Source organism: Pseudomonas sp. CCI1.1 (genome assembly GCF_034348165.1).
Lineage (GTDB): Bacteria > Pseudomonadota > Gammaproteobacteria > Pseudomonadales > Pseudomonadaceae > Aquipseudomonas > Aquipseudomonas paracarnis.
The window spans coordinates 5,964,213-5,984,448 of the sequence record NZ_CP133780.1 but is presented as its reverse complement, the minus strand read 5'-3'; the positions used below and the strand labels follow the sequence as shown (position 1 = coordinate 5,984,448).

21 protein-coding genes are annotated in these 20,236 nt (G+C 60.7%); 6 read left to right on the top strand and 15 right to left on the bottom strand.

Features of this window, described 5'->3' with window-relative positions:
- Nucleotides 1–204 precede the first annotated feature (204 nt).
- On the bottom strand, nucleotides 205–1,152 hold the full coding sequence (locus RHM69_RS27115) for a LysR substrate-binding domain-containing protein (protein ID WP_014717056.1): 948 nt from the start codon (nucleotides 1,150–1,152) through the stop codon (nucleotides 205–207).
- A gap of 137 nt (nucleotides 1,153–1,289) precedes the next feature.
- Here RHM69_RS27115 and RHM69_RS27110 point away from each other — a divergent pair, with 137 nt between their 5' ends.
- The 3 genes from RHM69_RS27110 (at nucleotide 1,290) to RHM69_RS27100 (ending at nucleotide 4,600) form a co-directional block, all read left to right on the top strand.
- Complete coding sequence (locus tag RHM69_RS27110) at nucleotides 1,290–2,666, top strand: L-serine ammonia-lyase (RefSeq protein WP_014717055.1); 1,377 nt, start codon at nucleotides 1,290–1,292, stop codon at nucleotides 2,664–2,666.
- A 61-nt stretch (nucleotides 2,667–2,727) separates the two neighbouring features.
- Nucleotides 2,728–4,017 carry a serine/threonine transporter gene (locus RHM69_RS27105; protein ID WP_014717054.1) on the top strand — a complete coding sequence of 430 codons (1,290 nt, stop codon included), beginning with the start codon at nucleotides 2,728–2,730 and terminating at the stop codon, nucleotides 4,015–4,017.
- Between the two features lie 265 nt (nucleotides 4,018–4,282).
- Nucleotides 4,283–4,600: a DUF3509 domain-containing protein gene (locus RHM69_RS27100; protein WP_014717053.1), complete on the top strand. Its 318-nt coding sequence runs from the start codon at nucleotides 4,283–4,285 to the stop codon at nucleotides 4,598–4,600.
- Here RHM69_RS27100 and RHM69_RS27095 read toward each other — a convergent pair.
- The 4 genes from RHM69_RS27095 to RHM69_RS27080 form a co-directional block, all read right to left on the bottom strand.
- Nucleotides 4,597–5,085 carry a phosphate-starvation-inducible protein PsiE gene (locus tag RHM69_RS27095; protein ID WP_014717052.1) on the bottom strand — a complete coding sequence of 163 codons (489 nt, stop codon included), beginning with the start codon at nucleotides 5,083–5,085 and terminating at the stop codon, nucleotides 4,597–4,599. The genes RHM69_RS27100 and RHM69_RS27095 overlap by 4 nt on opposite strands.
- 169 nt (nucleotides 5,086–5,254) lie before the next feature.
- Nucleotides 5,255–5,524, bottom strand: a complete 270-nt coding sequence (locus RHM69_RS27090; RefSeq protein WP_081088256.1) for a type II toxin-antitoxin system RelE/ParE family toxin — start codon at nucleotides 5,522–5,524, stop codon at nucleotides 5,255–5,257.
- A complete protein-coding gene (locus RHM69_RS27085; protein WP_014717050.1) occupies nucleotides 5,514–5,702 on the bottom strand; it encodes a hypothetical protein in 189 nt (62 codons plus the stop codon). Before RHM69_RS27085 ends, RHM69_RS27090 begins: the two co-directional genes overlap by 11 nt.
- A gap of 151 nt (nucleotides 5,703–5,853) precedes the next feature.
- Nucleotides 5,854–6,099, bottom strand: a complete 246-nt coding sequence (locus RHM69_RS27080; RefSeq protein ID WP_014717049.1) for a DUF6124 family protein — start codon at nucleotides 6,097–6,099, stop codon at nucleotides 5,854–5,856.
- 420 nt (nucleotides 6,100–6,519) lie between these two features.
- On the opposite strand from RHM69_RS27080, the gene RHM69_RS27075 reads away from it, so the two are divergent.
- A complete protein-coding gene (locus RHM69_RS27075) occupies nucleotides 6,520–6,780 on the top strand; it encodes a YebG family protein (RefSeq protein ID WP_003188807.1) in 261 nt (86 codons plus the stop codon).
- A gap of 55 nt (nucleotides 6,781–6,835) precedes the next feature.
- Here RHM69_RS27075 and RHM69_RS27070 read toward each other — a convergent pair whose 3' ends face one another.
- Nucleotides 6,836–7,855: a Glu/Leu/Phe/Val dehydrogenase family protein gene (locus RHM69_RS27070; RefSeq protein WP_014717048.1), complete on the bottom strand. Its 1,020-nt coding sequence runs from the start codon at nucleotides 7,853–7,855 to the stop codon at nucleotides 6,836–6,838.
- Between the two features lie 187 nt (nucleotides 7,856–8,042).
- Between RHM69_RS27070 and RHM69_RS27065 the strand changes: the two genes are divergently transcribed.
- Nucleotides 8,043–8,846: a SirB1 family protein gene (locus RHM69_RS27065; protein ID WP_020301219.1), complete on the top strand. Its 804-nt coding sequence runs from the start codon at nucleotides 8,043–8,045 to the stop codon at nucleotides 8,844–8,846.
- Here RHM69_RS27065 and RHM69_RS27060 read toward each other — a convergent pair.
- The 4 genes from RHM69_RS27060 to hmgA form a co-directional block, all read right to left on the bottom strand.
- Nucleotides 8,832–10,163, bottom strand: coding sequence for an MFS transporter (locus tag RHM69_RS27060; protein ID WP_014717046.1), 1,332 nt, complete (start codon nucleotides 10,161–10,163; stop codon nucleotides 8,832–8,834). The genes RHM69_RS27065 and RHM69_RS27060 overlap by 15 nt on opposite strands.
- A 253-nt stretch (nucleotides 10,164–10,416) precedes the next feature.
- On the bottom strand, nucleotides 10,417–11,052 hold the full coding sequence (gene maiA / locus RHM69_RS27055) for a maleylacetoacetate isomerase (RefSeq protein WP_032903326.1): 636 nt from the start codon (nucleotides 11,050–11,052) through the stop codon (nucleotides 10,417–10,419).
- 12 nt (nucleotides 11,053–11,064) lie between these two features.
- On the bottom strand, nucleotides 11,065–12,351 hold the full coding sequence (fahA, locus tag RHM69_RS27050) for a fumarylacetoacetase (RefSeq protein ID WP_102666716.1): 1,287 nt from the start codon (nucleotides 12,349–12,351) through the stop codon (nucleotides 11,065–11,067).
- Between the two features lie 3 nt (nucleotides 12,352–12,354).
- Nucleotides 12,355–13,638: a homogentisate 1,2-dioxygenase gene (hmgA, locus tag RHM69_RS27045; protein WP_020301221.1), complete on the bottom strand. Its 1,284-nt coding sequence runs from the start codon at nucleotides 13,636–13,638 to the stop codon at nucleotides 12,355–12,357.
- Nucleotides 13,639–13,758: 120 nt separating this feature from the next.
- Between hmgA and RHM69_RS27040 the strand changes: the two genes are divergently transcribed.
- A complete protein-coding gene (locus tag RHM69_RS27040) occupies nucleotides 13,759–14,538 on the top strand; it encodes an IclR family transcriptional regulator (RefSeq protein WP_014717042.1) in 780 nt (259 codons plus the stop codon).
- A 1-nt stretch (nucleotide 14,539) separates the two neighbouring features.
- Here the strand turns inward: RHM69_RS27040 and dacB are convergent, their stop codons facing one another.
- From dacB to RHM69_RS27015, 5 genes are all read right to left on the bottom strand, one after another.
- Nucleotides 14,540–15,997: a D-alanyl-D-alanine carboxypeptidase/D-alanyl-D-alanine-endopeptidase gene (gene dacB / locus RHM69_RS27035; RefSeq protein WP_200599138.1), complete on the bottom strand. Its 1,458-nt coding sequence runs from the start codon at nucleotides 15,995–15,997 to the stop codon at nucleotides 14,540–14,542.
- 169 nt (nucleotides 15,998–16,166) lie between these two features.
- Entirely contained in the window at nucleotides 16,167–18,581 is a 2,415-nt protein-coding gene (locus tag RHM69_RS27030) for a TonB-dependent siderophore receptor (RefSeq protein ID WP_200599137.1), read from the bottom strand.
- A gap of 126 nt (nucleotides 18,582–18,707) precedes the next feature.
- A complete protein-coding gene (locus tag RHM69_RS27025) occupies nucleotides 18,708–18,989 on the bottom strand; it encodes a GIY-YIG nuclease family protein (protein ID WP_168426362.1) in 282 nt (93 codons plus the stop codon).
- A 37-nt stretch (nucleotides 18,990–19,026) separates the two neighbouring features.
- Entirely contained in the window at nucleotides 19,027–19,497 is a 471-nt protein-coding gene (locus RHM69_RS27020) for a nuclear transport factor 2 family protein (RefSeq protein WP_014717038.1), read from the bottom strand.
- Nucleotides 19,498–19,596: 99 nt separating this feature from the next.
- A complete protein-coding gene (locus RHM69_RS27015) occupies nucleotides 19,597–20,181 on the bottom strand; it encodes a DUF1120 domain-containing protein (protein WP_268939643.1) in 585 nt (194 codons plus the stop codon).
- Nucleotides 20,182–20,236 lie beyond the last annotated feature (55 nt).

Sequence of the window (20,236 nt, the reverse complement as noted above, 5' to 3'; positions counted from 1 at the left end):
CTTATTTCAGCTAGCTCGCCAGAGGTCACAAACTGCAACACCGGGGTGGTGAAACCATGACCTCTTGATTACACAATTGAGCACCTGCTGAAACATTTCAACCCCTTTGCAAAGATAAATCCTACATTACAAATTAACCCTGACGACGAGCAAAAACGCTGGTAGGGTGGGGAGTTAGTTACAACTTCTTACGTCCTGTTTTCCTCACAATTGCTCCTCTCCCAACGGGTGCAAGCTGCGAAAAATCCCCGCTTCCTCCACCAGCCAATCATGCACCGCACGCACGCCCGGATGGTTCAACGCGCCCGGCGCATACAGCAGTACATAGCGTTTATGGTTGGGCACCGCCAGGCCGAACGGCACGATCAGGGTGCCGCGCTCCAGCTCATCGTTCAGCAAGGTGCGCCGCGCAATCGCTACGCCCATGCCGGCAATGGCGGCTTCGATGGTCAAGTGGTTGCGGTTGAAGGTGTGCCCGCGCCGTACGTCGGCACCGTGGTAGCCGATGGCATTGAGGTAAAACTCCCACTCGGCATATTCATAACTCCCACGCCAGGCCGTGATGTCGTGCAGCAGCGGGAAATGCGCCAAATCCGCCGGGCCATGCAAGGGCGGGCGGCCACGCAACAGGCTGGGGGCGCACACCGGGAATATCTGTTCATCCAACAGGGCTGTGGATAACAACCCAGGGTAGCTGCCGTCGTTCAGGTCGATGGCCAGGTCGAAGTCGCCTTCATGCAGGGCGATGCTGCTGTCTTCGGCGACCATGCGCAGTTGAATGTCCGGAAAACGCTGCTGAAAACGTGGCAGACGCGGGGTCAGCCACTTGCCCAGAAACGAGGGGATCGAACGCAGGCGCAAGGTGCCGCTGATCATCCCGGCGTCCAGGCGCTGCAGTTCGGCATCAATGCTGCCATAAGCCTCCCCCACCACGGCCGCCAGGCGCTGCCCCTCGGCGCTGAGTTCAACGCCTCGCGCACGCCGATGAAACAGTCGAAAGCCCAGGCGCTCCTCCAGTTGGCGAATTTGCTGGCTCACCGCTCCGGGCGTGATGTGCAGTTCTTCGGCGCAGCGGGTGAACGACAGATGCCGTGCGGCGCAGGAAAACACATGCAACCAGACATAGGTCTGGCCGTGGAGGGGGCGAGTCATAGCGTTTAGTCCTGCTAAAGGGTGTCTTAGGATAATTCGTTGGTCAGTGCCGAGCCAGAGGCTCAGTATCGCGCCAATTCCGCCTGCTCTACAAAACATGGCAGCGATTTCTACTCCATTGCTTGTAAGGCTTTAGCATGGCTATCAGTGTTTTCGATCTATTCAAGGTGGGCATCGGCCCATCCAGTTCCCACACCGTCGGCCCGATGCGCGCTGCCGCGACGTTCGCCCAAGCCCTGACCGACCAGCATGTGCTCAGCCAAACCCGTCGCGTCGAAGTGCGCCTGTATGGCTCGCTGTCCGCTACCGGTGTCGGCCATGCCACCGACCGCGCCTGTGTCATGGGCTTGATGGGTGAATGGCCAGACCGCGTCGACCCCACCTCGATCAATGCGCGTATCCAGCAACTGCGCGAGTCCGGCCAATTGCTGCTGGCGGGCTCTCAGGCAATTGCTTTCAACTGGCACACCGACTTGCTGCTGCTGGACGAAAGCCTGCCGTACCACCCCAACGCCATGTCCTTGCACGCCTATGGCGACAGCGGCCTGCTGAGCGAACAAACCTATTACTCGGTGGGCGGTGGTTTCATCATCGAAGCCGCCGAAGCTGCATCAGGCATTGCGCCGACCAGCGACGTGCAATTGCCCTACGACTTTTCCAGTGCCGTAGAACTGTTGGCCTTGTGCAACAAGCACGGCCTGCGGGTATCCGAACTGATGATGGCCAACGAACGGGCGTGGCGCAGCGACGAAGAAATCCGCAGCGGCCTGCTGCATATCTGGTCGGTGATGCGCGAGTGCGTGGAACAGGGCCTGCGCGATGAAGGCATCCTGCCCGGTGGCCTGGATGTACCCCGTCGCGCCGCGAAGCTGCACCGCAGCCTGTTGGAAATCGGCAAGCCCAACGTGATCACCTCGACCTTGTCGGCGATGGAATGGGTCAACCTGTTCGCCCTCGCCGTCAACGAAGAAAACGCCGCCGGCGGACGCATGGTCACCGCCCCGACCAATGGCGCGGCCGGAATTATCCCGGCAGTGCTGCATTACTACATGAAATTCAACGCCGACGCGTCTGACGACGACGTGGTCAATTTCTTCCTGGCCGCCGCTGCCATCGGCATCCTCTGCAAGAAAAACGCTTCCATCTCCGGCGCCGAAGTCGGCTGCCAGGGCGAAGTGGGTTCGGCCTGTGCCATGGCCGCTGCCGGCCTGGCCGATATCCTCGGTGCCACCCCGGAGCAACTGGAAAACGCCGCCGAAATCGGCCTGGAACACAACCTCGGCCTGACCTGCGACCCGGTCGGTGGCCTGGTACAGGTGCCCTGCATCGAGCGCAATGCCATTGCGGCGGTCAAGGCGATCAACGCCACGCAGATGGCCCTGCGCGGCGACGGCAAACACTTCATCTCCCTCGACCGGGTCATCCGCACCATGCGCGATACCGGCGCCGATATGCATGACAAATACAAAGAAACTTCACGGGGCGGCCTGGCGGTCAGCTGGGTGGAGTGCTGATCGGAGCACTGCTACCCGCCCCAACGTGAGCCCGCGCAAAAATAATAACGAGGCAATACCGATGACTGATGTACGTACACCTGCTGCCGAAAATCCCGATGTCAGAGAAAGCACAGTAACCACCGGCTGGACCAAACACGACACCACCTGGATGCTCGGCCTCTATGGCACCGCCATCGGCGCGGGCACCCTGTTCCTGCCGATCAATGCCGGCGTCGGCGGCTTCTGGCCGCTGATCGTGCTGGCATTGCTGGCATTTCCGATGACCTTCTTCGCCCACCGTGGGCTGACGCGCTTTGTGCTGTCGGGCAAATCCGGCGACATCACCGAAGTGGTCGAGGAACACTTTGGTGTCGGCGCCGGCAAGCTGATCACCCTGCTGTATTTCTTTGCGATCTTCCCGATCCTGCTGGTGTACAGCGTGGCGCTGACCAACACCCTCGGCAGTTTCATGGAGCACCAATTGCACATGGCGCCGCCGCCACGGGCGATTCTGTCGCTGGTGCTGATCCTCGGCCTGATGGCCATCGTGCGTTGCGGCCAGGGCGTGATCGTCAAGGCCATGAGCGTGCTGGTGTACCCCTTCGTGGCCGCCTTGCTGCTGCTGGCGTTCAGCCTGATTCCCAACTGGAACGGCGCGTTCTTCGCCTCGGCCAGCGAAGGCATGCCGTTGCCGCTGTTCTTCAAGACGCTGTGGCTGGCGATCCCGGTAATGGTGTTCTCGTTCAACCATTCGCCGATCATCTCCGCCTTTGCCGTGGACCAGAAACGCGTCTATGGCGCCCAGGCCGAGCGCAAAAGCAGCGGCATCCTGGCCACCGCCCACGGCATGATGGTGCTGACCGTGATGTTCTTCTGCTTCAGCTGCGTGCTGGCGCTGTCACCGGCTGACCTGGCCGCTGCCAAGGCGCAGAACATCTCGATCCTGTCGTACCTGGCCAACCACTTCCAGACGCCGGTGATTGCCTACGCCGCACCGTTGATCGCGCTGGTGGCGATCACCAAATCCTTCCTGGGCCACTACATTGGTGCCAGCGAAGGCTTCCAAGGCTTGATCGTCAAATCCCTGCGCGGGCGCAACCGTTCGATGTCGGCGAAATGGCTGGAACGCTGCACCGCGTTGTTCATGGTGCTGACGTGCTGGGCCGTGGCCACCTTCAACCCGAGCATCCTGGGCATGATCGAAACCATGGGCGGACCGATCATCGCGTGCCTGCTGTTCCTGATGCCGATGTACGCGATTCGCCGCGTGCCATCTTTGCGCCAGTATTCAGGTCAGGTATCGAATGTATTTGTGGTGGTCATCGGCCTGATTGCGCTGTCTGCGATCGTTTTTTCCGTAATGCCCTGAATTAGCTCACGACATACATCCAATGTGGGAGCGGGCTTGCCCGCGATAGCGATCATTCAGCCAACTATTGATTGGCTGATACACCGCAATCGCAGGCAAGCCCGCTCCCACATTTGGATTTCTGTGCCGGGTAAATCGCTGTACGGCACGGCCTTTGCTGTAGAGCTTTTGAGGAAAACGGAATTTGGCCAGTGGTCAGGCAATGCGAACTAATCCCGACACCGGCCGTCAATGACTGCATGTTCTTATCAGGCGGTAACGCACCATGGACAATCCTTTTCAGATCATCACCGACACGTTCAGCCCCCAATACCGCGTCAACCTGAGCATTCAACGGCTGGACGGCAGCATCATGCTCACCCTCTCGAACGAGACCGGCGTAGTGGCCAAGCGCATGATCAGCGCCGAACAACGCAACGACCCGCAGCGCCTCAGGCGCCTGGTGCAAAGCATCCAGTTCGGCATCGCCATCGAACAGGGCCACAGCGCCGTGGAAATCCTGGAGCTGATGACGGACGGCGACAGCCACAAACTCCTGCAGCGACCGCCCGCCCGCACCCTGCCCTTCAGCGTGGGGCTTTAAAGCTCGCCTTTCTCGGTCTCAAGGCTCGCCTCGCCCTTGCGACGCGGGCTTTCGACCTTCACCGAAGGAAAGGCAGACGACGCGTAGCGCACCACCAGGATCGCAAACGCCAACAGTAGAATCCCGCCGCACAGGTAGATGATGCCCAGATCCGGCGGGTTGTGATGAGACACGTTGGAGATCAGCAAACGCGTGAGCGCGGTAATCGCCACGTAGATCAGGAAGCGCACCGGCATGTGGTTGGTCTTGAAGTAAATCCCGACCATGGCGCCCAATTCCAGGTAGATGAACAGCAGCAAGATGTCATCGATCTTGATGTGCCCATTCTCCAGCATCCCCAAGAACTCCATCACCGCTGCCCAGGCGGTCACCGCACCAATGGCGAACAGCGCCAGGTAATGGAACGACTCGACAAACAGATTACCCAACGACTCGGCCAGCCCATGTACTTGCTGACGCAGCCTTTCGGCCCAATTGATTTTCACGATGATGCTTCCTTAGGTCGGCTCGACCGGATAATGCGGGGTGGACGTGACGGTTGTTCTGTATGCAGAAACAAGGCCAGAGGGCAGGCATGAGATGATGACTGGCTAGCATGAGGCACGCAGGAGGATGAGCAGAGTAGATCTTTTGCTCATCCGAAAAACGAAAACTTCAAGGATATCGCTGGCGTGCGTGTAAAACCGAGAGAATCCGAATATTGTCTGTCACTTTGTATACAACCAGATAATTCGGATGTACCACCATCTCTCGTGTTCCGCCGATTCTGCCGGGGCGGTAAAGATGGGGTCTGCGCGAGAGGGCAAGCACTGAAGCTTCGATTGATCGCTTAAGCTCAAGCGCTGCTACAGGATTACGATGACTGAGGTACTCAATAATTTGCCGGAGTTCTACCCGCGCTGCGGGCGACCACTCAATCAGCATCGCCTTTCTTGAGTTTAGATTCGATCAGCGCTTGCATCTCGGCCATCACCTCGTCGTGAGGAATGCCAGGGCTTGGGTCATCAAGAGCGGCCTGCACTCTCGCGCGAAACCAGCGGTCGTAGCTGTCAGCCTGCTCTTCGATATCTGCTTGGATACCTGAGGAAAAGGAAGTGTCCATAAAAGCCTCCGTTGTTGATGTAAAAGGAGTCTAGTCGCTAGCGTTTTCGCTGTCGTGCTCCCGGCGATGAAGTGAGTAACAGAAAAAATCCGTGTTCACCAATCACTTTTTAGACCGTCCCCACAGGCGTGGGAACGATCAGATCATGGCATCAAGCTGGTGCAATTTGCTCCAGCGCTCGATCGACCAGCAGACCGCCCATTTCAATCAGTTGATGAATCGCCAGGACCAAGCTTCGCTGTGGACCATCAAGGTCGAATGCCAGGGTACTGGCCATCTCACGGGCGCTGTTCAAGGTTTCGCTGGCGTTTGCCAGCAAGGTTTCTGTATCAGCTTCAGGAGTGACACTGAAAAGCACTGACTCGGTAGACGGGGGGGTGGGTGTGTGTTTCTTCATCGACTAGTTCCTTAGTTAAGAAACCATCACCGTCTGCCGCCAAGCAGATTGGGTGACGGATTGCACAAGGTTGGCGGACCGGTAAGGAACAACCCGGCACCCCGAAGGGTCCATGCGCAACCCGCCATAAAAACAAGAGTGCCGTGTAAAAACCCAGCAATCTCATAGGGGGTCGTTGCGCTTCCTTGGTGGGCCGCCAAGCCCGCTCGCTGCAAATGCAGCGCCCGAAGAAGGTAAGCCACCGGACAATTCCAGCGCAACCCCGGCAAGTTGTCAGAAATTTCCGGTGTAGCAAACCCCAATTTCCCAACTACATTAAAAACCTACTACCCAAACCCCAGCGTTTGGCTTATCCTTTTCGCTGTATATAAATACAGTATTCGCAAAAGACAACTATCGTGAAGGCATGTGAGGTGGTGAATGGCCGTCGAAGTGGTATACCGCAGCAGCCGAGATCTGGAGCGTTTGTTCATGGATAAAGCCGAAGCTGACCGTCATGACAAGATGCTTGAACTCGCTGAGTTGCTGGCAGAGGTGTTGCAAAAAGCCGTGCCGTCGTTGAGCGAGCAGCAGGTGGAGGAAGCCGGGATTTACATGGCGAAGAACCGTGATGTATTTGCCAAGGCGTTCAAGAGCCAACCGGACGCGCTGTCCGAGTTGCTGAACCCGGCAGCAGAGTAAAGCCCGAATTGAACAGGCCCTGAATCATGGATTCAAGGCCTTTTTAATGCCTGGCCTATTTGTACAGCAAGCGTTCGGCCAGTTCATCGGCCACCCGCGCGGGGGAGCGTTTTTCGGCTTGGGCGTGGGCAAAGATTTCGGTCAGGCGGCTGCCGATGTTCGACAGGTGTGCGGTGATGCCAGGCAGGTCGGTGCCGGCGTGTTTGAGGGCGACGTAGATCAGCCCGCCAGAGTTGATCACGTAGTCTGGCGCGTAGAGGATGCCGCGGCCTTCCAATTGGTCGGCGATGTCCAGGTTGGTCAGTTGTGCGCTGGCCGCACCCGCCACGGCGGCGCAACGCAACTGGCCGACGCTGTTACGGTTGAACACGGCGCCGACGCCGCACGGTGCGAGGATATCGCAGGGGGTGCTGAGCAAGGCGTCGTTGGCAATCGGGTGGGCGCCCAGTTGCTCCATGGCCAGTTGCACCTTGCCGTGGTCGATATCGCTGACCAGCAGTTCGGCACCGGCTGCGTGCAATTGTTCGGCCAGGGCATAACCGACATTCCCCAGGCCTTGCACCGCGACGCGCAGGCCCTCGAGGTTGTCGCTGCCCAGGCGCGCCATGGCGGTAGTGCGGATACCGGCAAACACCCCCATGGCAGCATGAGGGGCAGGGTCTCCGGCGGCGGTGGTGCTGGTGACAAAGCGAGTGTTCTGGGCGATGCAGTCCATGTCGGCAACCGAGGTACCGCTGTCGATCGAGGTGATGAAGCGGCCGTCGAGTTTTTCCACACAACGGCCAAACGCCTCGAACAGCGCCGCACGGCTTTCCACGTGCACGGGGCGGATGATCACCGCCGTGCCGCCGCCCACCGGCAGCCCGGCCAGTGCCGCTTTGTAGCTCATGCCTTGCGCCAGGCGCGCGGCATCGGCCACGGCGGTTTCATCATTAGGGTAAGCCAGGTAACGACAGCCACCCAACGCTGGGCCCAGGCGACTGTTGTGGATGGCGATGATCGCCTTCAAGCCGGTCACCGGATCAACGCTCAGGTGCAGCGATTCAAGGCGGGTGCTGTGCATGAGCGCAAACATCAATGAGCTCCCGAATCACTTCTGGTAGTGGGCCAAGTATAGGCTTGCGGCAGAAAACTGCTGGATTGCGCTGGAATAAGCCGCGCGTTTTCGTGGGATCTACGACATAAGAGTTTGGGATATCTCTCAAGATGCTGGACGAAAATTCGCAGCAAGGCTAAAACGGGGGCATACGCCGGAGAACTCAATGAATCCCCGCACAGCCTTTTTCGCCTGCCTGGACCGTTCACCCCCCGCGCTGTTTGAAGCCGCGTTGTGGATTGCTGCCGAGCATGACGCCAGCGTGCAGCCCGCGTTGATCCTGCACGACCTTGGTGCGCTACAACAACAGGTGAGCCTGGGCATGCCCTTGCTACCGGCGGATGAACTCGGCCAGCCGCTACTGCGGCGCATGAATGACCTGGGGTTTGCCCAGGATGACCATACGCCGTTGCGCCCCGCCGCCGCGCTGCTGGACAAAGTGCTGCAACGCAAACGCGGGCAACCCTTGGCCATGGGCCTGATCGCACTGGAGATGGCACGGCGCCTGGATATCCCCATGGTCGGCGTGAACTTCCCTGGGCACTTCCTGCTGCGGGTACCGGGAGCCGATCACCTGTTGGACCCTTGCGGCGGCCGGCGCCTGTACCCCAACGACTGCCGGGAGTTGCTGGCGCGCCAATATGGGTCGAAGCTGAAATTGCAGGCCGACCACCTGCTGACCGCCGAGCCACGGGCCATCCTGCAACGGCTGTCGCGCAACCTGCGCCAACTCTACCTTGCCAACGACGAACCGTTGGCCGCCCTGGTGGACGCCGAGCGCGTACTGGAACTGGGCAACGCCAGCGCCTCCGACTACCTGGCGCGGGCCAGCCTGTATCAACGCCTGGACTGCCCCAGCGCCGAACGCTTCGACCTGGAACACGCGCTGCTGCTCAGCGACGACCCGATCCAGCGCTTGCGCCTGACCGAGCGGCTGGGGCATCTGCCGCCCAACTCAGTGGTGCACTGACCCCACTGTAGGAGCCCGCACTTGAATAATCAGCAACGCTGCAATCACCGCCGGAATCGCGCAAAAAAAGAAAATCTGCTCGACCGGTATATGCATCGCCAACAACAGGCTGCCAAACAGTGGCCCTAGAATCGACCCGAATCGCCCCACACCCAACGCCCAGCCTGTGCCGGTGGCGCGCACGTGCGCCGGGTAGAAGTTGCTCGCGAAGGCATTGAGGGTCAGTTGCCCGCCGATGATGCAGAACCCGGCAGCGAACACGCAGGCCACCAGGTAGCGTGGGTTGTCATGGTTCAAGCCCAGCAGGACGGTGCACAACGCTGCCGCCGCCAGCACGCCGGACAGCAACCGTACTTTGCTTTTCAGGCGGTCGGCAAACCAGGCCATGAGAATGGCGCCCAAGGTGCCGGCGAACAGGAACATGGAGGTGACCAGGTTGGCTTCGTTCAACGCCAGGCCGCTTTCGAGCAATAGCGACGGCAACCAACTGATCATGAAATACAGCAGGATCAGGCTGACGAAAAAAGTCGCCCAGATCAGCAGCGTCGGGCGCGCGTAGCCGTTGCGAAACAGCTCCACTACCGTCAGTTTGCTGCCTTGCTCCTTCAAGTTTTCCGCTTCGGTCGCGGGCGGTGGCTGCCAGTCGGGCAGCATCCGCGCCGTGACTCTGCGCAAACGCAGATAGGGCGGCGCATCGCGCAACAGGCGCGGCAAGGATTCGGGCAACAGCCACACCAGGAACGGGAACAGCAGCAACGGCGTCACACCGCCGGCCAGGAACACCGCCTGCCAGCCAAAGCTGTCGATAAACCCCGCCGCCACGAAGCCACCCGCCGCGCCGCCGAACGAAAAGCCACAGGCGGCCAGGGTCACCATCAAGGTGCGCAGGCGTGGCGGCGAATACTCTGACATCAACGCCATGGCACTGGGCATCGCACCGCCCATGCCGATGCCGCAGATAAAACGCGCCGCCATCAACGTGGTCAGGGAATTGGCGAACACCATCAATACCGTGAGGCTGGCGTAGATCAGCACGCATGCCAGCAGGATACGTCGCACGCCAAACCGATCCGCCAGCGGCGTCACCAACAGCGAGCCGAGGGTGAGGCCCAGCAGGTTGGCGCTGAACACGGGGCCAAACGCGGATTTTTCCAGGCCCCAGTCCTGAGCCAGCGCCGGCACTACATAGCCCAACACCTGGGCGTCGTAGCCATCGGTGACCAGTAGCAGTGCCAGCAGCAGGAGAATCAACCATTGGTAGCGCGACACCGGACGGGCGTCGAGTGCCGCACGAAAGCTGGCAATCTGATTGTGCATCGCAAGGTACCTTTATTTTTTATTAGGTTGGTGCGATCAAATGTGGGAGGGGTTTACCCCAATGCCAGTCAGTTAAGCGCGAATCCCCTGTGGGAGCGGGCTTGCCCGCGAAGGCGGTGTGACAGTCACCGCATCTGCCACTGCACTAACGCTTTCGCAGGCAAGCCAGCTCCCACATTTGATCTTCATGGCTGTGAGCATTGCGCTCGCTTAACTGAACGGCATTGGGGCTTCCCCCCCTCCCACAGGGGGCCTAGGGTGTGTCAGGCTGACTGGCGGGGTGGGCCTGCACGAAGGCCGGATGTTGGGCCGCCAATGCCGCCACCCGCCCAATGCGTGGGTACGCCGCCAAGGGCACCTTGAAACGCTCGGCCGCGTACAGCTGTGGAATTAGAAACGCATCGGCCAAGCCCGGCTGCTCGCCAAAGCAAAACCCGGTGTCGCCAATCAACTGCTCCACCGCGCCCAGGCCCTGGCTGATCCAGTGTCCGATCCACTCCAGCAATTGCGCCTCATCGTGCCCCCACTTGCGCAGCAAGTTCTGGGTGCTGGAGTTATGCAACGGGTGGATATCACAGGCGATGATCGACGCCACCGCCCGCTCATGAGCGCGCGCTACCAGGTCTTTGGAGAGCAACGGCACCTGGGGATAACGCTCCTCCAGGTACTCAATGATCGCCTGTGACTGGATCAGCAACGCCCCTTCATCAGTACGCAGTGCCGGCACCCGCCCTTGGGGGTTGATCGCCAGGTATTCAGGCTGGCGGTTGGCGCCGCCTGCCGGCACCAGCAGGTTGACCGGCAGCGCCGTGAAATCCAGGCCTTTGAGGGCCAGGGCAATACGTACTCGATACGACGCGGTAGAACGGTAGTAAGTATAGAGTTCCATGGCCCTGCCCTCTCAGCGCGCCGCGACCACGGTACCGCGGCATTCGCCGAAGCCGATGGAGGCAAAACCCTCGCGGCTGCAACGGGCACGCAGAATGATTTCGTCGCCATCCTCGAGGAATTTGCGCACCTCGCCGGAAGCCAGTTCAATCGGCTTTTTACCGCCTTCGGTAATCTCCAACAGGCTGCCAAATTGCCCCGGCTGCGGGCCAGACAACGTGCCCGAACCAAACAGGTCGCCGGCCTGCAACTGGCAGCCATTGACGCTGTGGTGCGCCACCATTTGCGCCACGGTCCAGTACATATGCTCGGTGTTGCTCAGGGTCAAGCGATGGGCGGGCAGGTTTTGCTCACGCATCGAGGCCGTGGTGAGCAGCACTTCCAGTTCGATATCAAAGGCGCCCGCGTTCTGATCACGCTTATCCAACAGGTAAGGCAGCGGTTGCGGATCACCTTCAGGGCGCGGCGGCTGGGCTTTGCGGAAGGGCTCCAGGGCTTCGGCAGTCACCACCCACGGCGAGATGCTGGTGATAAAGCTTTTCGACAAGAACGGCCCCAGCGGCTGGTACTCCCAGGCCTGGATATCCCGCGCCGACCAGTCGTTGAGCAGGCAGAAACCGGCGATATGCTCGGCGGCATCGCCAATGGCAATCGCATCGCCCATGGCATTGCCCTGGCCGATCCAGATGCCCAGCTCCAACTCATAGTCCAGGCGCGCGCAGGGGCCAAAGGTCGGTTCGGACTGGCCGGCCGGCAGGGTCTGGCCTTTAGGGCGTCGCACCTCTGTACCCGAGGGACGAATGGTCGAGGCACGGCCATGGTAACCAATCGGCACGTATTTGTAGTTCGGCAACAGCGGGTTATCGGGGCGGAACAACTTGCCGACGTTTTGCGCGTGCTCGATGCCGACGTAGAAGTCGGTGTAGTCATTGATCTTGGCCGGCAGGTGCATCTGGCAATCGGCGGCACGGTGCAGCACGTGCGCTTCGCGGTTTTGCAGCTCGCTGCCTTCGGCCAGTAGTTCCAGCAGGCGCTCGCGCAGGGCAACGCGAGGGCCACGGCCCAGTTCGAAAAACGCGTTCAACTGCCCGCCCGCAGTGGCTTCGACGGCGCGTCGGGCTTCGCCCTCAAACGCGTCCAGTGCGGCATGCAGGTCGAGAATCGCATCGCCAATCGCCACGCCACTGCGCGGTGCCGAGCCGTTGATACTGAACACGCCCAGGGGCAGGTTTTGCAGGGGGAAATCCGCGTGACCGTTGGCCGAGGCCACCCAGCTGCGAGTCTGCGTTGGTTGCGTCATGGGTTATCTCCGATTCGGGTTGAAGGTGGCGGGCAGCGCAGCCCAGCACGCGTCGTAAGCAGGTTGCAGTTGTGGGCACTCCAGGGCGAACTGGGTCGGGCGCAGCACTTGGCTGGTCTCGAACATGAACGCCATGGTGTTATCGATCTTGTGCGGCGCAAGGTCCGCGTTGATGGCCTTGGTGCAGGTCTCGCCATCCGGGCCGTGGGCGCTCATGCAACTGTGCAGCGATGCGCCGCCCGGCAGGAAGCCTTCGGCCTTGGCGTCGTAGGCGCCCTGGATCAGGCCCATGTATTCGTTCATCAGGTTGCGATGGAACCACGGCGGCCGGAAGGTGTTCTCGGCCACCATCCAGCGCGGCGGGAAGATCACGAAGTCGAGGTTGGCCAGGCCATGCACGCTGGTGGGCGAGGTCAGCACGGTGAAGATCGACGGGTCCGGATGATCGAAACTCACCGTGCCAATGGTGTTGAAGCGACGCAGGTCGTATTTGTACGGCACATTGTTGCCGTGCCAGGCGACCACGTTGAGCGGTGAATGGTCCAGCTCGCAGGCCCACAGTTCGCCGAGGAACTTCTGTACCAGCGTAGTCGGTTGCTTGAGGTCTTCGTAGCGGGCCACCGGCGTAAGAAAGTCGCGGGGGTTGGCCAGGCCGTTGCTACCAATCGGCCCCAGGTCAGGCAGACGCAGCGGGGCGCCGTGGTTCTCGGCGACGTAACCGCGTGCTTGCGCATCCAGCAGCTCGATACGGAACTTGAGACCACGGGGCAGCACGACAATTTCCAGCGGCTCGACATCCAGCACGCCCAGTTCGGTGGCGATGCGCAGGCGGCCCTGCTCGGGGACGATCAGCAGTTCGCCGTCGGCATTGAAGAACACGCGCTCCATGGAGCGGTTGGCGCGGTAATTATAGATGCTGATGCCCGCTGGTTTTTCCGCCCCCGAATTGGCGACCATGCCCACCAGGCCGTCGATAAAGTCCGTCGGCTCACTCGGGATATCCAACGGGTTCCAACGCAAGCGATTCGGCGTGACCGCGCCCAACGGGCCACCGGCCAATTGCCGCGCAAGCTTGACGAATGCCGGGTGGTTGGCCGACGGCTGGATGCGGTAAAGCCAGGTGCGACGGGCTTCGCTGCGGGCCATGGTGAAGGCGGTGCCGGAAAACAGTTCGGTGTAGAGGCCGTAAGGGGCTTTCTGCGGCGAGTTCTGGCCAACCGGCAGCGCGCCGGGCAAGGCTTCGCTGGCGAATTCATTGCCGAAGCCCGACAGGTATTCGAGGTTCATGGATCGTCCTCTGAGGGTCAGTTGTATTTATCGTAATCCAGTTACGCATAACGTAATTTGATCACTATCGACCGTCAAGCTATAAAGACGCCCATTCATCTCTCGGATTCTCGCCCTTCCATGGAAAAGCCTCGCGACACCGGTAAACAGAAAGTCCGCTCGGCGGAAGTCGGCACCGATATCCTCAAGGCCCTGGCCGAACTGTCCCCGGCCACCTCGTTGTCACGCCTGGCCGAACATGTGCAGATGCCGGCGAGCAAGGTGCACCGCTATTTGCAGGCCCTGATCGCGTCGGGTTTTGCCGAACAGAACGCAGCCACCAACCATTACGGCCTGGGCCGAGAGGCATTGCGAGTGGGGCTGGCGGCGCTGGGCAGCATGGATGTGTTGAAAGTCGGCGCCATGCCCCTGGCAGAGCTGCGCGATGAATTGAATGAAACCTGCTTTCTGGCGGTGTGGGGCAACCAGGGCGCGACCGTGGTGCAGATCGAGCCGGCAGTGCGCGCCGTTACCGTGGTGACGCAACTGGGCTCAGTGTTGCCGCTGCTCAGCTCTTCCACCGGGCTGGTGTTCAGCGCTTATCTGCCGTCACGGGAAACTGTAGAACTGCGCGAACGCGAGGTTCAGGCCGGCACCGCCCACAGCTTGGCGGACGATCAGGCCTATGCCAGCGTGTGCGAGCAAATCCGCCGCCGTGGCCTGCACTTTGTGCATGGCTTGCTGATGCCCGGCGTGGATGCATTGTCGGCGCCGGTGTTCAATGCGGTCGGGCACGTGGCGGCGGTGATGACCGTGGTCGGCCCAACCTCGCTGTTCCATGCCGATGAAGATGGCCCGGCGGCGCAGCACTTGCTGGCGGCGACCCGGGCCGTGAGTTGGCGCATGGGCTATCAGCCCTGAATCACTCGTCGCTGCGCGCCAGCGCCACTGCCACGTGATCCTCGAGCGCCTTGACCTGGGCGCCGGCCACCACGTAGTTGTTGGTCAGCATCGAAAACACCAGCTTGCGCCCGCCGGCGTCGGTGATGTAACCACTCAATGACGACACGCCGCCCATGGAGCCGGTCTTGGCGTGCAGGTTGTTTTGCGCCTGCGTGTCGCGCAGACGATAGCGCAGGCTGCCGCCGGTCATGCGGTCGGTGTTGCCGGCAATCGGCAGCGCGTTGTACCAGGCGTCGAACCACGGCTGTTTGCTGGCGGCCAGCAACAGGTCGGTGAGGGTTTGCGACGACACCAGGTTGCGCCGTGACAGGCCGGAGCCGTCGACCTGGTTGAACGTGGCGGTGTCCAGCCCCTGACGCTTAAGGAACCCGGCCACCGCCACGGCGCCCGCTGCTGCCGTGCCGCTATTGGCGGTCTGGCGCCCCATGGCCTTGAGCAAGGCTTCGGACATGTTGTTGTTCGAAAGCTTGAGCAACGGCGTGATCAAACCCTGTAACGGCGCCGATTGGTGCTCGGCCAGCACCGTTACCGCCGTCGGGCTTGCCCCGCCCATCACCCGACGCCCCAGTACGGTGATGCCCTGTTGCGCCAAGGCTTGTTCAAACAGATTCGCGACCAGTTGCGTTGGCTCCCAGACGCTGACCAATTGCTGGCTCTGCTTTCCCGGCGCCACTGCGCCACTGAGTTGCAACAGGTTGGTGCCATGGCGACGGTTGATCCCATAACTGTTGCCCGGACCGCTCATGGCACGGTTGCTCAGTTGCAGGTAATCAGTAGGCGGGAAAATATCGACACTCACCGGGGTGCCGGCCCGTAACGGCGCCTTGGCCGTGACCAGCACACTGCCTGCATCAAAGTCCGCATTGGGTGCCACAGTCAGCGCCGAAATCTGCGCGCCGTAGTAGGTGGTTTCATCGTCATGGGACCAATCCACCCCCAATCGCTCAGCATCGAACCAGGTGTCGTCGAACACCAGATCGCCCTGTACCTGGCGTACGCCCTGGCTGGCCAACTGCGCGGCCAGCGCCTGGTAGTCGGCAAACTGAATGCTCGGGTCGCCCAGGCCACGCAGGTACAGGTTGCCGGTCAGGCGGTCGCCCTGGCGTATGCCGTTGCTCAGCAGTTGGGTGGCGAAGCGGTATTGCGGCCCCAGCACATCCATGGCCGCCGCCGTGGTCAACAACTTGAGGTTGGACGCGGGCACCAACCGGGTGCGTGGGTTGTGCTGATACAGCGTGGAGCCCGTGCGGGCGTCACGTACCATCAGCGAGACCGTAGCACCTTGCAGCGCCGGATCGCTCAGCAGTTTATCCAGGGTTGCCGGCGTGGAAGTTTGGGAGACGCTGGCGCAGCCGCCCAGTAAAAAACTCAAACCGACCAGCAGGGTGCCGGTGCGTAACCATTTTCCAAAGTACATCAGTAGCGTTTTCCATAAGCATGCAATGGCGGCAACGCTAACAGCTCGCTATCAATGTGGCGACCGCTTTCCTGTGGGAGCTGGCTTGCCTGCGATGCAGACAACTGGGTGTACCAAGCAAACCCAGTCGATGCCATCGCAGGCAAGCCAGCTCCCACAGATAAATGAATCAGAAGGTCAAGGTGCTGGACACCGACACCTGCCGCGCATCGCCCATGGACACAAACTGCGTATTCACCGAGGACGTGTAGTAGGTACGGTCGAACAGGTTTTTCACGTTGAGCTGGAACTTGACCTTCTGCCCCTCAAGCCTGGTGTCATAGCTGGCGAACACATCGGCCACGGTGTAGCTGGGCAGTTCGAAACTGTTGGCCGCGCCCCCTGCCCGCTCGCCGACATAACGCGCCCCGGCGCCGACGCGCAGTTGATCACCGCCCAGGATGCTGCCGAAGTCATACACCGCCGACAACGAGCCGGTGCTTTTTGCCACATTCTGCAGGCGATTGCCTTTGAGCTTAGGGTCTTCGGTGACCTCGGCATCGGTGTAGGCATAGCTGCCGATCAGGCTCCACTTATCCGTCAGCTGGCCGCTGGCATCCAGCTCCAGGCCGCGAGAGCGCACCTTGCCGGCCACGCTGTACTCCGAGGTCAGGCCCTCGCCTACCTGCACCAACACGTTGCGTTTATCGATGGTGAACAGCGCCGCACTGGCAGTGATGCGCCCCGGCAGGTCGAACTTGGTACCCAATTCCCAGGCCTTGGATTCTTCCGGCTGCAAACTGCCGTTCAACACGGTTTTATTGGCCAGTGGCGCGATGGTGGAGTTGGGCTTGAACGACTCGGTATAGCTGCCATAAAACGACAGTTCATCGCTATAGCGATACACCAGCCCAGCCCGCGGCACCCACTTCTGGCCATTGCCGTCGGTGTTGGCGGTGAACGGCACGCCTTTGCCGGCGTATTGGTCGTACATCTGGTAACGCGCACCGCCGACCAGAATCCATTGCTCGTTGAGATGGATGGCATCCTGGAAGAACAACGAATCGCTGCGCAGCAGATCGGTCTGGTTGCTGTCCGGCGCGCTGACTTTGGAACCGGCGACTTCGTTGCCGTACACCGGGTTGTTGTAATCGAAGCTGCCTCGCGGTGCCTGGCGGATCAGGTCGGCGCGGTAGATCTTGCGGTATTCATCGTCCAGGCCGAACACCAGGTCGTGCTGCATACCCGCGACATCGACCTTGCCTTCGAGGCTGGCGGTGGCGAAGCGGTCGGTGGTCAGCGCGCCCTGAGTGCCGTCCATGCTGCGGGTCAGGGTGCCGTTGGGGTTGACCTTGACCACGCGCACCTGGCTGGCGTCGTAGGTTTCGCGGTTCCAGCTGTAGCCGAAGTGGGCTTTCCAGTCGTCGTTGAGATCATGATCGACAGTCAAGCGGTACAGATCGGAGCGGCCTTCCATGTTGTTGAAAGGCTCATCCAGACGGCGGGTGGCGGGGATGTTCAACGGATGGTTGGTCTTGGGGTCGATGGCGGTGCCCCGGTCGAACGGCGCGAGAAATTCGCGATGCTCATAGGCTAGCACCACTTGGGTGGTGTCGCCGTACCAGGCCAGGGACGGCGCCACCAGGGTCTCGCGGTGGGTGCCGTAGTTGCGCCAGTAGTCTTCGTCTTCATGGTCGACGATCAGGCGATAGGCCAAGCCACTGTCACCGAGGGGGCCGGTGGTATCGAGGTTGCCGCCGCTGCCATTCTTGCCGCTGCCGAAGGTCGAGCCGCGCGCTGTCAGGGAGGTGGACTGCACCCGTTCAGGCTTTTTGCTGACGATATTGACCACACCGCCCGGGTCCTGGATGCCATACAACAGCGATGACGGGCCCTTGAGCACTTCGACACGCTCGGCGGTAGCGTTCAATGCCCGGCCCTGCACCACTGGCATACCGTCCTTCATGATCGAGCCATTACGGTTGTCGCCGAAGCCGCGCAACATCACCGCATCCTGGGTGCTGCCCAGGGTATTGGACTGAGTGATGCCACTGATATTGCCCAGCGCATCATCCAGGTTGCGCGGTTGTTGGTCGCGCAGCACTTGAGCCGGGACTACGTTGACGGTCTGCGGGGCTTCCAGCAGCAACCCATGGGAGCGCATCACCGAACTGGTCGGCGGCGGTTGGTAGCTGGTGCTGTCCTGAGCGAGGTTGGTGCCGCTGATGGTAGTAGCGCCGAGGTTGACCGCGCCATCGGTAGGCACCGGCTCCAGCGCCAGGGTTCGGGCGTCGATCTGGCGGAAGGTGAAGCCGGACTGGCTCAACAGACGTTGCAGCGCCTGGCTTGCAGTCATCGGCCCGCTGACCGCCGGGGCATTGAGGCCGTAGGGCGCTTCATCGGTGTAGATCACGCTGATACCGGTGATCCGGCTGAACTCGCTCAGCGCCTGAGGCAATGGCTTGGCCGCCAGGGCAAACTTGAATTGAGTGCTTTGCTGCTCCTGCGCCTGGGCAATGCCAAGCGGCAACAACGCCAGCCCCGATACCGCTAATGCCGAGGCTCCCAGCCACTGTTTGATCCAACCGCCCGCCGTCGACTTCATGCTGTGAGAATCCGTGTAAAAAACGCTGTTAATGCGAATTGATCGCAGTTTCAAGCATTACACGGATGGGCCGAGTGTTTACCTCACCTTTTTATGCAAATAACTTTTTTAGCCGCCCTCGCGTACTCAGGAGGCGTTGGTGGGGGAGCCACTTGCCGCCAGGCACTCCTTGGCGCTCTTTTTCAACTTCTTGATCAAGCGTTCCTGACGCAACGCTTCGCCTTTGCTCGCGCATTGCTCGGTGTACACCAGCGCCACCGCAGGGCTGGAGAGGAAAAAACGCGCCCCCTTACCGCTCTGGTGCTTGGCAAACCGGCGCAAAGGATCGTTGCTGATGCCGCAATACAACGAACCATTGGAGGCGCGCACCAGATAGACAAACCAGGGTTTTGGTTCAGGAGTATTCACAAGTTGATTCGGTTAACGCAAGGGAGCGCCCAGTCTATCAACGCCCGCTCTGAAATACCTTCAGGCCTTTATTGGCCTGCGCGCGCACGGCGTTTTTCACCAGCGGCGTCCACCCCAGCAACAGGCCCTTGGCACCCAAGGCCTGGCGCGCCCAACGCCACAGGTCAAAATGGTCGTGATGCTCGCAGATCTTGCCGTCGCGAAACACGAACCGCGCCTGGATATCGTTGACCACCGTATTGCCCGTCGCACTGAACAGATACGTCGCCACCCAGTGGGCACTGCCACCCGTGTCATCGCTGCGCACTTGATCGAACACCAGGGAAAAGTCCTTGGCTCGCGTGGTGAGCATGCGCCACATGTCGCCGGCATCCCGACCACGCAATTCGCCAAATGCCGGGTCGCTGAACAGCACATCGTCGGTGTAGCAGGCCGCCATGGCTTCGGCATCCAGCCGCTGGAAAGCGCTATAGAACTGGGTGATCAGGGCGTTGTGGGCATCACTCATGGGCAGGTTCCGCACAATGAACAGGGGGCTGAACAATAGTCCGCGTTGCAGCATAAAGCTATGGCTTTACCCGTAAGGAATGCGTGATGCCCCACAGCGTTAAAGGTAGACGACGTCGAGCGTAGCGCTACCGTCTATGTAAACTTCCTCGGCAATCGGCAAATCCCTCTTGCCCGTCAGGGTCGTGGCAACGCCCACTTGCGCACTGAATCTGGTCATTGGAAAAGGCGCACTACTGCTGTCGTGGGCGGTACGCATCCAGCCTGGCTGCCACGTCGAACGGTCGGGTGCATTCACCCAGGTATTACCAGTCGGGGACTCGATTAAACCAACAGGGTTATCGTCGGCGGTAGCGTTAGACGTTGACAGTTCGTACCAACCGATTTTCTTCCCGGCGCTGGTCAGGCCCAGACCAAAACGTGAAAGGTCTTGCGGCTGAGTTGGATACGTGGGAATTGCAGTGCCCGGGCGATTATCCGTGCTCTTGACGGCCATCAGCACCGGCGCATCACAGGCCACCTCGAGCTGCAGCGTGGCCTTTGGAAGTACTTTATAGCCAAACTCCGGGAAGTCCTGAATCGAGATTTTGCCATGGTCCACTACCCCATCACCGGACAATGTGGGTGTACAGGCGGAGGGCGTGATCACACCGACGACACTGAGGTCCACACTGGAGGCGGCCATTGCATTCCTGAATTCATAGAATAAGCGCAACGCTTGAAACGAGAGGCAGAGAGCC

What these genes read in the sequence shown, in the direction of transcription:
- RHM69_RS27115 (WP_014717056.1), bottom strand. Translation starts at nt 1,152, where the DNA reads ATGACTCGCCCCCTCCACGGCCAGACCTATGTCTGGTTGCATGTGTTT.
- RHM69_RS27110 (WP_014717055.1), top strand. Translation starts at nt 1,290, where the DNA reads ATGGCTATCAGTGTTTTCGATCTATTCAAGGTGGGCATCGGCCCATCC.
- RHM69_RS27105 (WP_014717054.1), top strand. Translation starts at nt 2,728, where the DNA reads ATGACTGATGTACGTACACCTGCTGCCGAAAATCCCGATGTCAGAGAA.
- RHM69_RS27100 (WP_014717053.1), top strand. Translation starts at nt 4,283, where the DNA reads ATGGACAATCCTTTTCAGATCATCACCGACACGTTCAGCCCCCAATAC.
- RHM69_RS27090 (WP_081088256.1), bottom strand. Translation starts at nt 5,524, where the DNA reads ATGCTGATTGAGTGGTCGCCCGCAGCGCGGGTAGAACTCCGGCAAATT.
- RHM69_RS27085 (WP_014717050.1), bottom strand. Translation starts at nt 5,702, where the DNA reads ATGGACACTTCCTTTTCCTCAGGTATCCAAGCAGATATCGAAGAGCAG.
- RHM69_RS27080 (WP_014717049.1), bottom strand. Translation starts at nt 6,099, where the DNA reads ATGAAGAAACACACACCCACCCCCCCGTCTACCGAGTCAGTGCTTTTC.
- RHM69_RS27075 (WP_003188807.1), top strand. Translation starts at nt 6,520, where the DNA reads ATGGCCGTCGAAGTGGTATACCGCAGCAGCCGAGATCTGGAGCGTTTG.
- RHM69_RS27070 (WP_014717048.1), bottom strand. Translation starts at nt 7,855, where the DNA reads ATGTTTGCGCTCATGCACAGCACCCGCCTTGAATCGCTGCACCTGAGC.
- RHM69_RS27065 (WP_020301219.1), top strand. Translation starts at nt 8,043, where the DNA reads ATGAATCCCCGCACAGCCTTTTTCGCCTGCCTGGACCGTTCACCCCCC.
- RHM69_RS27060 (WP_014717046.1), bottom strand. Translation starts at nt 10,163, where the DNA reads ATGCACAATCAGATTGCCAGCTTTCGTGCGGCACTCGACGCCCGTCCG.
- maiA (WP_032903326.1), bottom strand. Translation starts at nt 11,052, where the DNA reads ATGGAACTCTATACTTACTACCGTTCTACCGCGTCGTATCGAGTACGT.
- fahA (WP_102666716.1), bottom strand. Translation starts at nt 12,351, where the DNA reads ATGACGCAACCAACGCAGACTCGCAGCTGGGTGGCCTCGGCCAACGGT.
- hmgA (WP_020301221.1), bottom strand. Translation starts at nt 13,638, where the DNA reads ATGAACCTCGAATACCTGTCGGGCTTCGGCAATGAATTCGCCAGCGAA.
- RHM69_RS27040 (WP_014717042.1), top strand. Translation starts at nt 13,759, where the DNA reads ATGGAAAAGCCTCGCGACACCGGTAAACAGAAAGTCCGCTCGGCGGAA.
- dacB (WP_200599138.1), bottom strand. Translation starts at nt 15,997, where the DNA reads ATGTACTTTGGAAAATGGTTACGCACCGGCACCCTGCTGGTCGGTTTG.
- RHM69_RS27030 (WP_200599137.1), bottom strand. Translation starts at nt 18,581, where the DNA reads ATGAAGTCGACGGCGGGCGGTTGGATCAAACAGTGGCTGGGAGCCTCG.
- RHM69_RS27020 (WP_014717038.1), bottom strand. Translation starts at nt 19,497, where the DNA reads ATGAGTGATGCCCACAACGCCCTGATCACCCAGTTCTATAGCGCTTTC.
- RHM69_RS27015 (WP_268939643.1), bottom strand. Translation starts at nt 20,181, where the DNA reads ATGGCCGCCTCCAGTGTGGACCTCAGTGTCGTCGGTGTGATCACGCCC.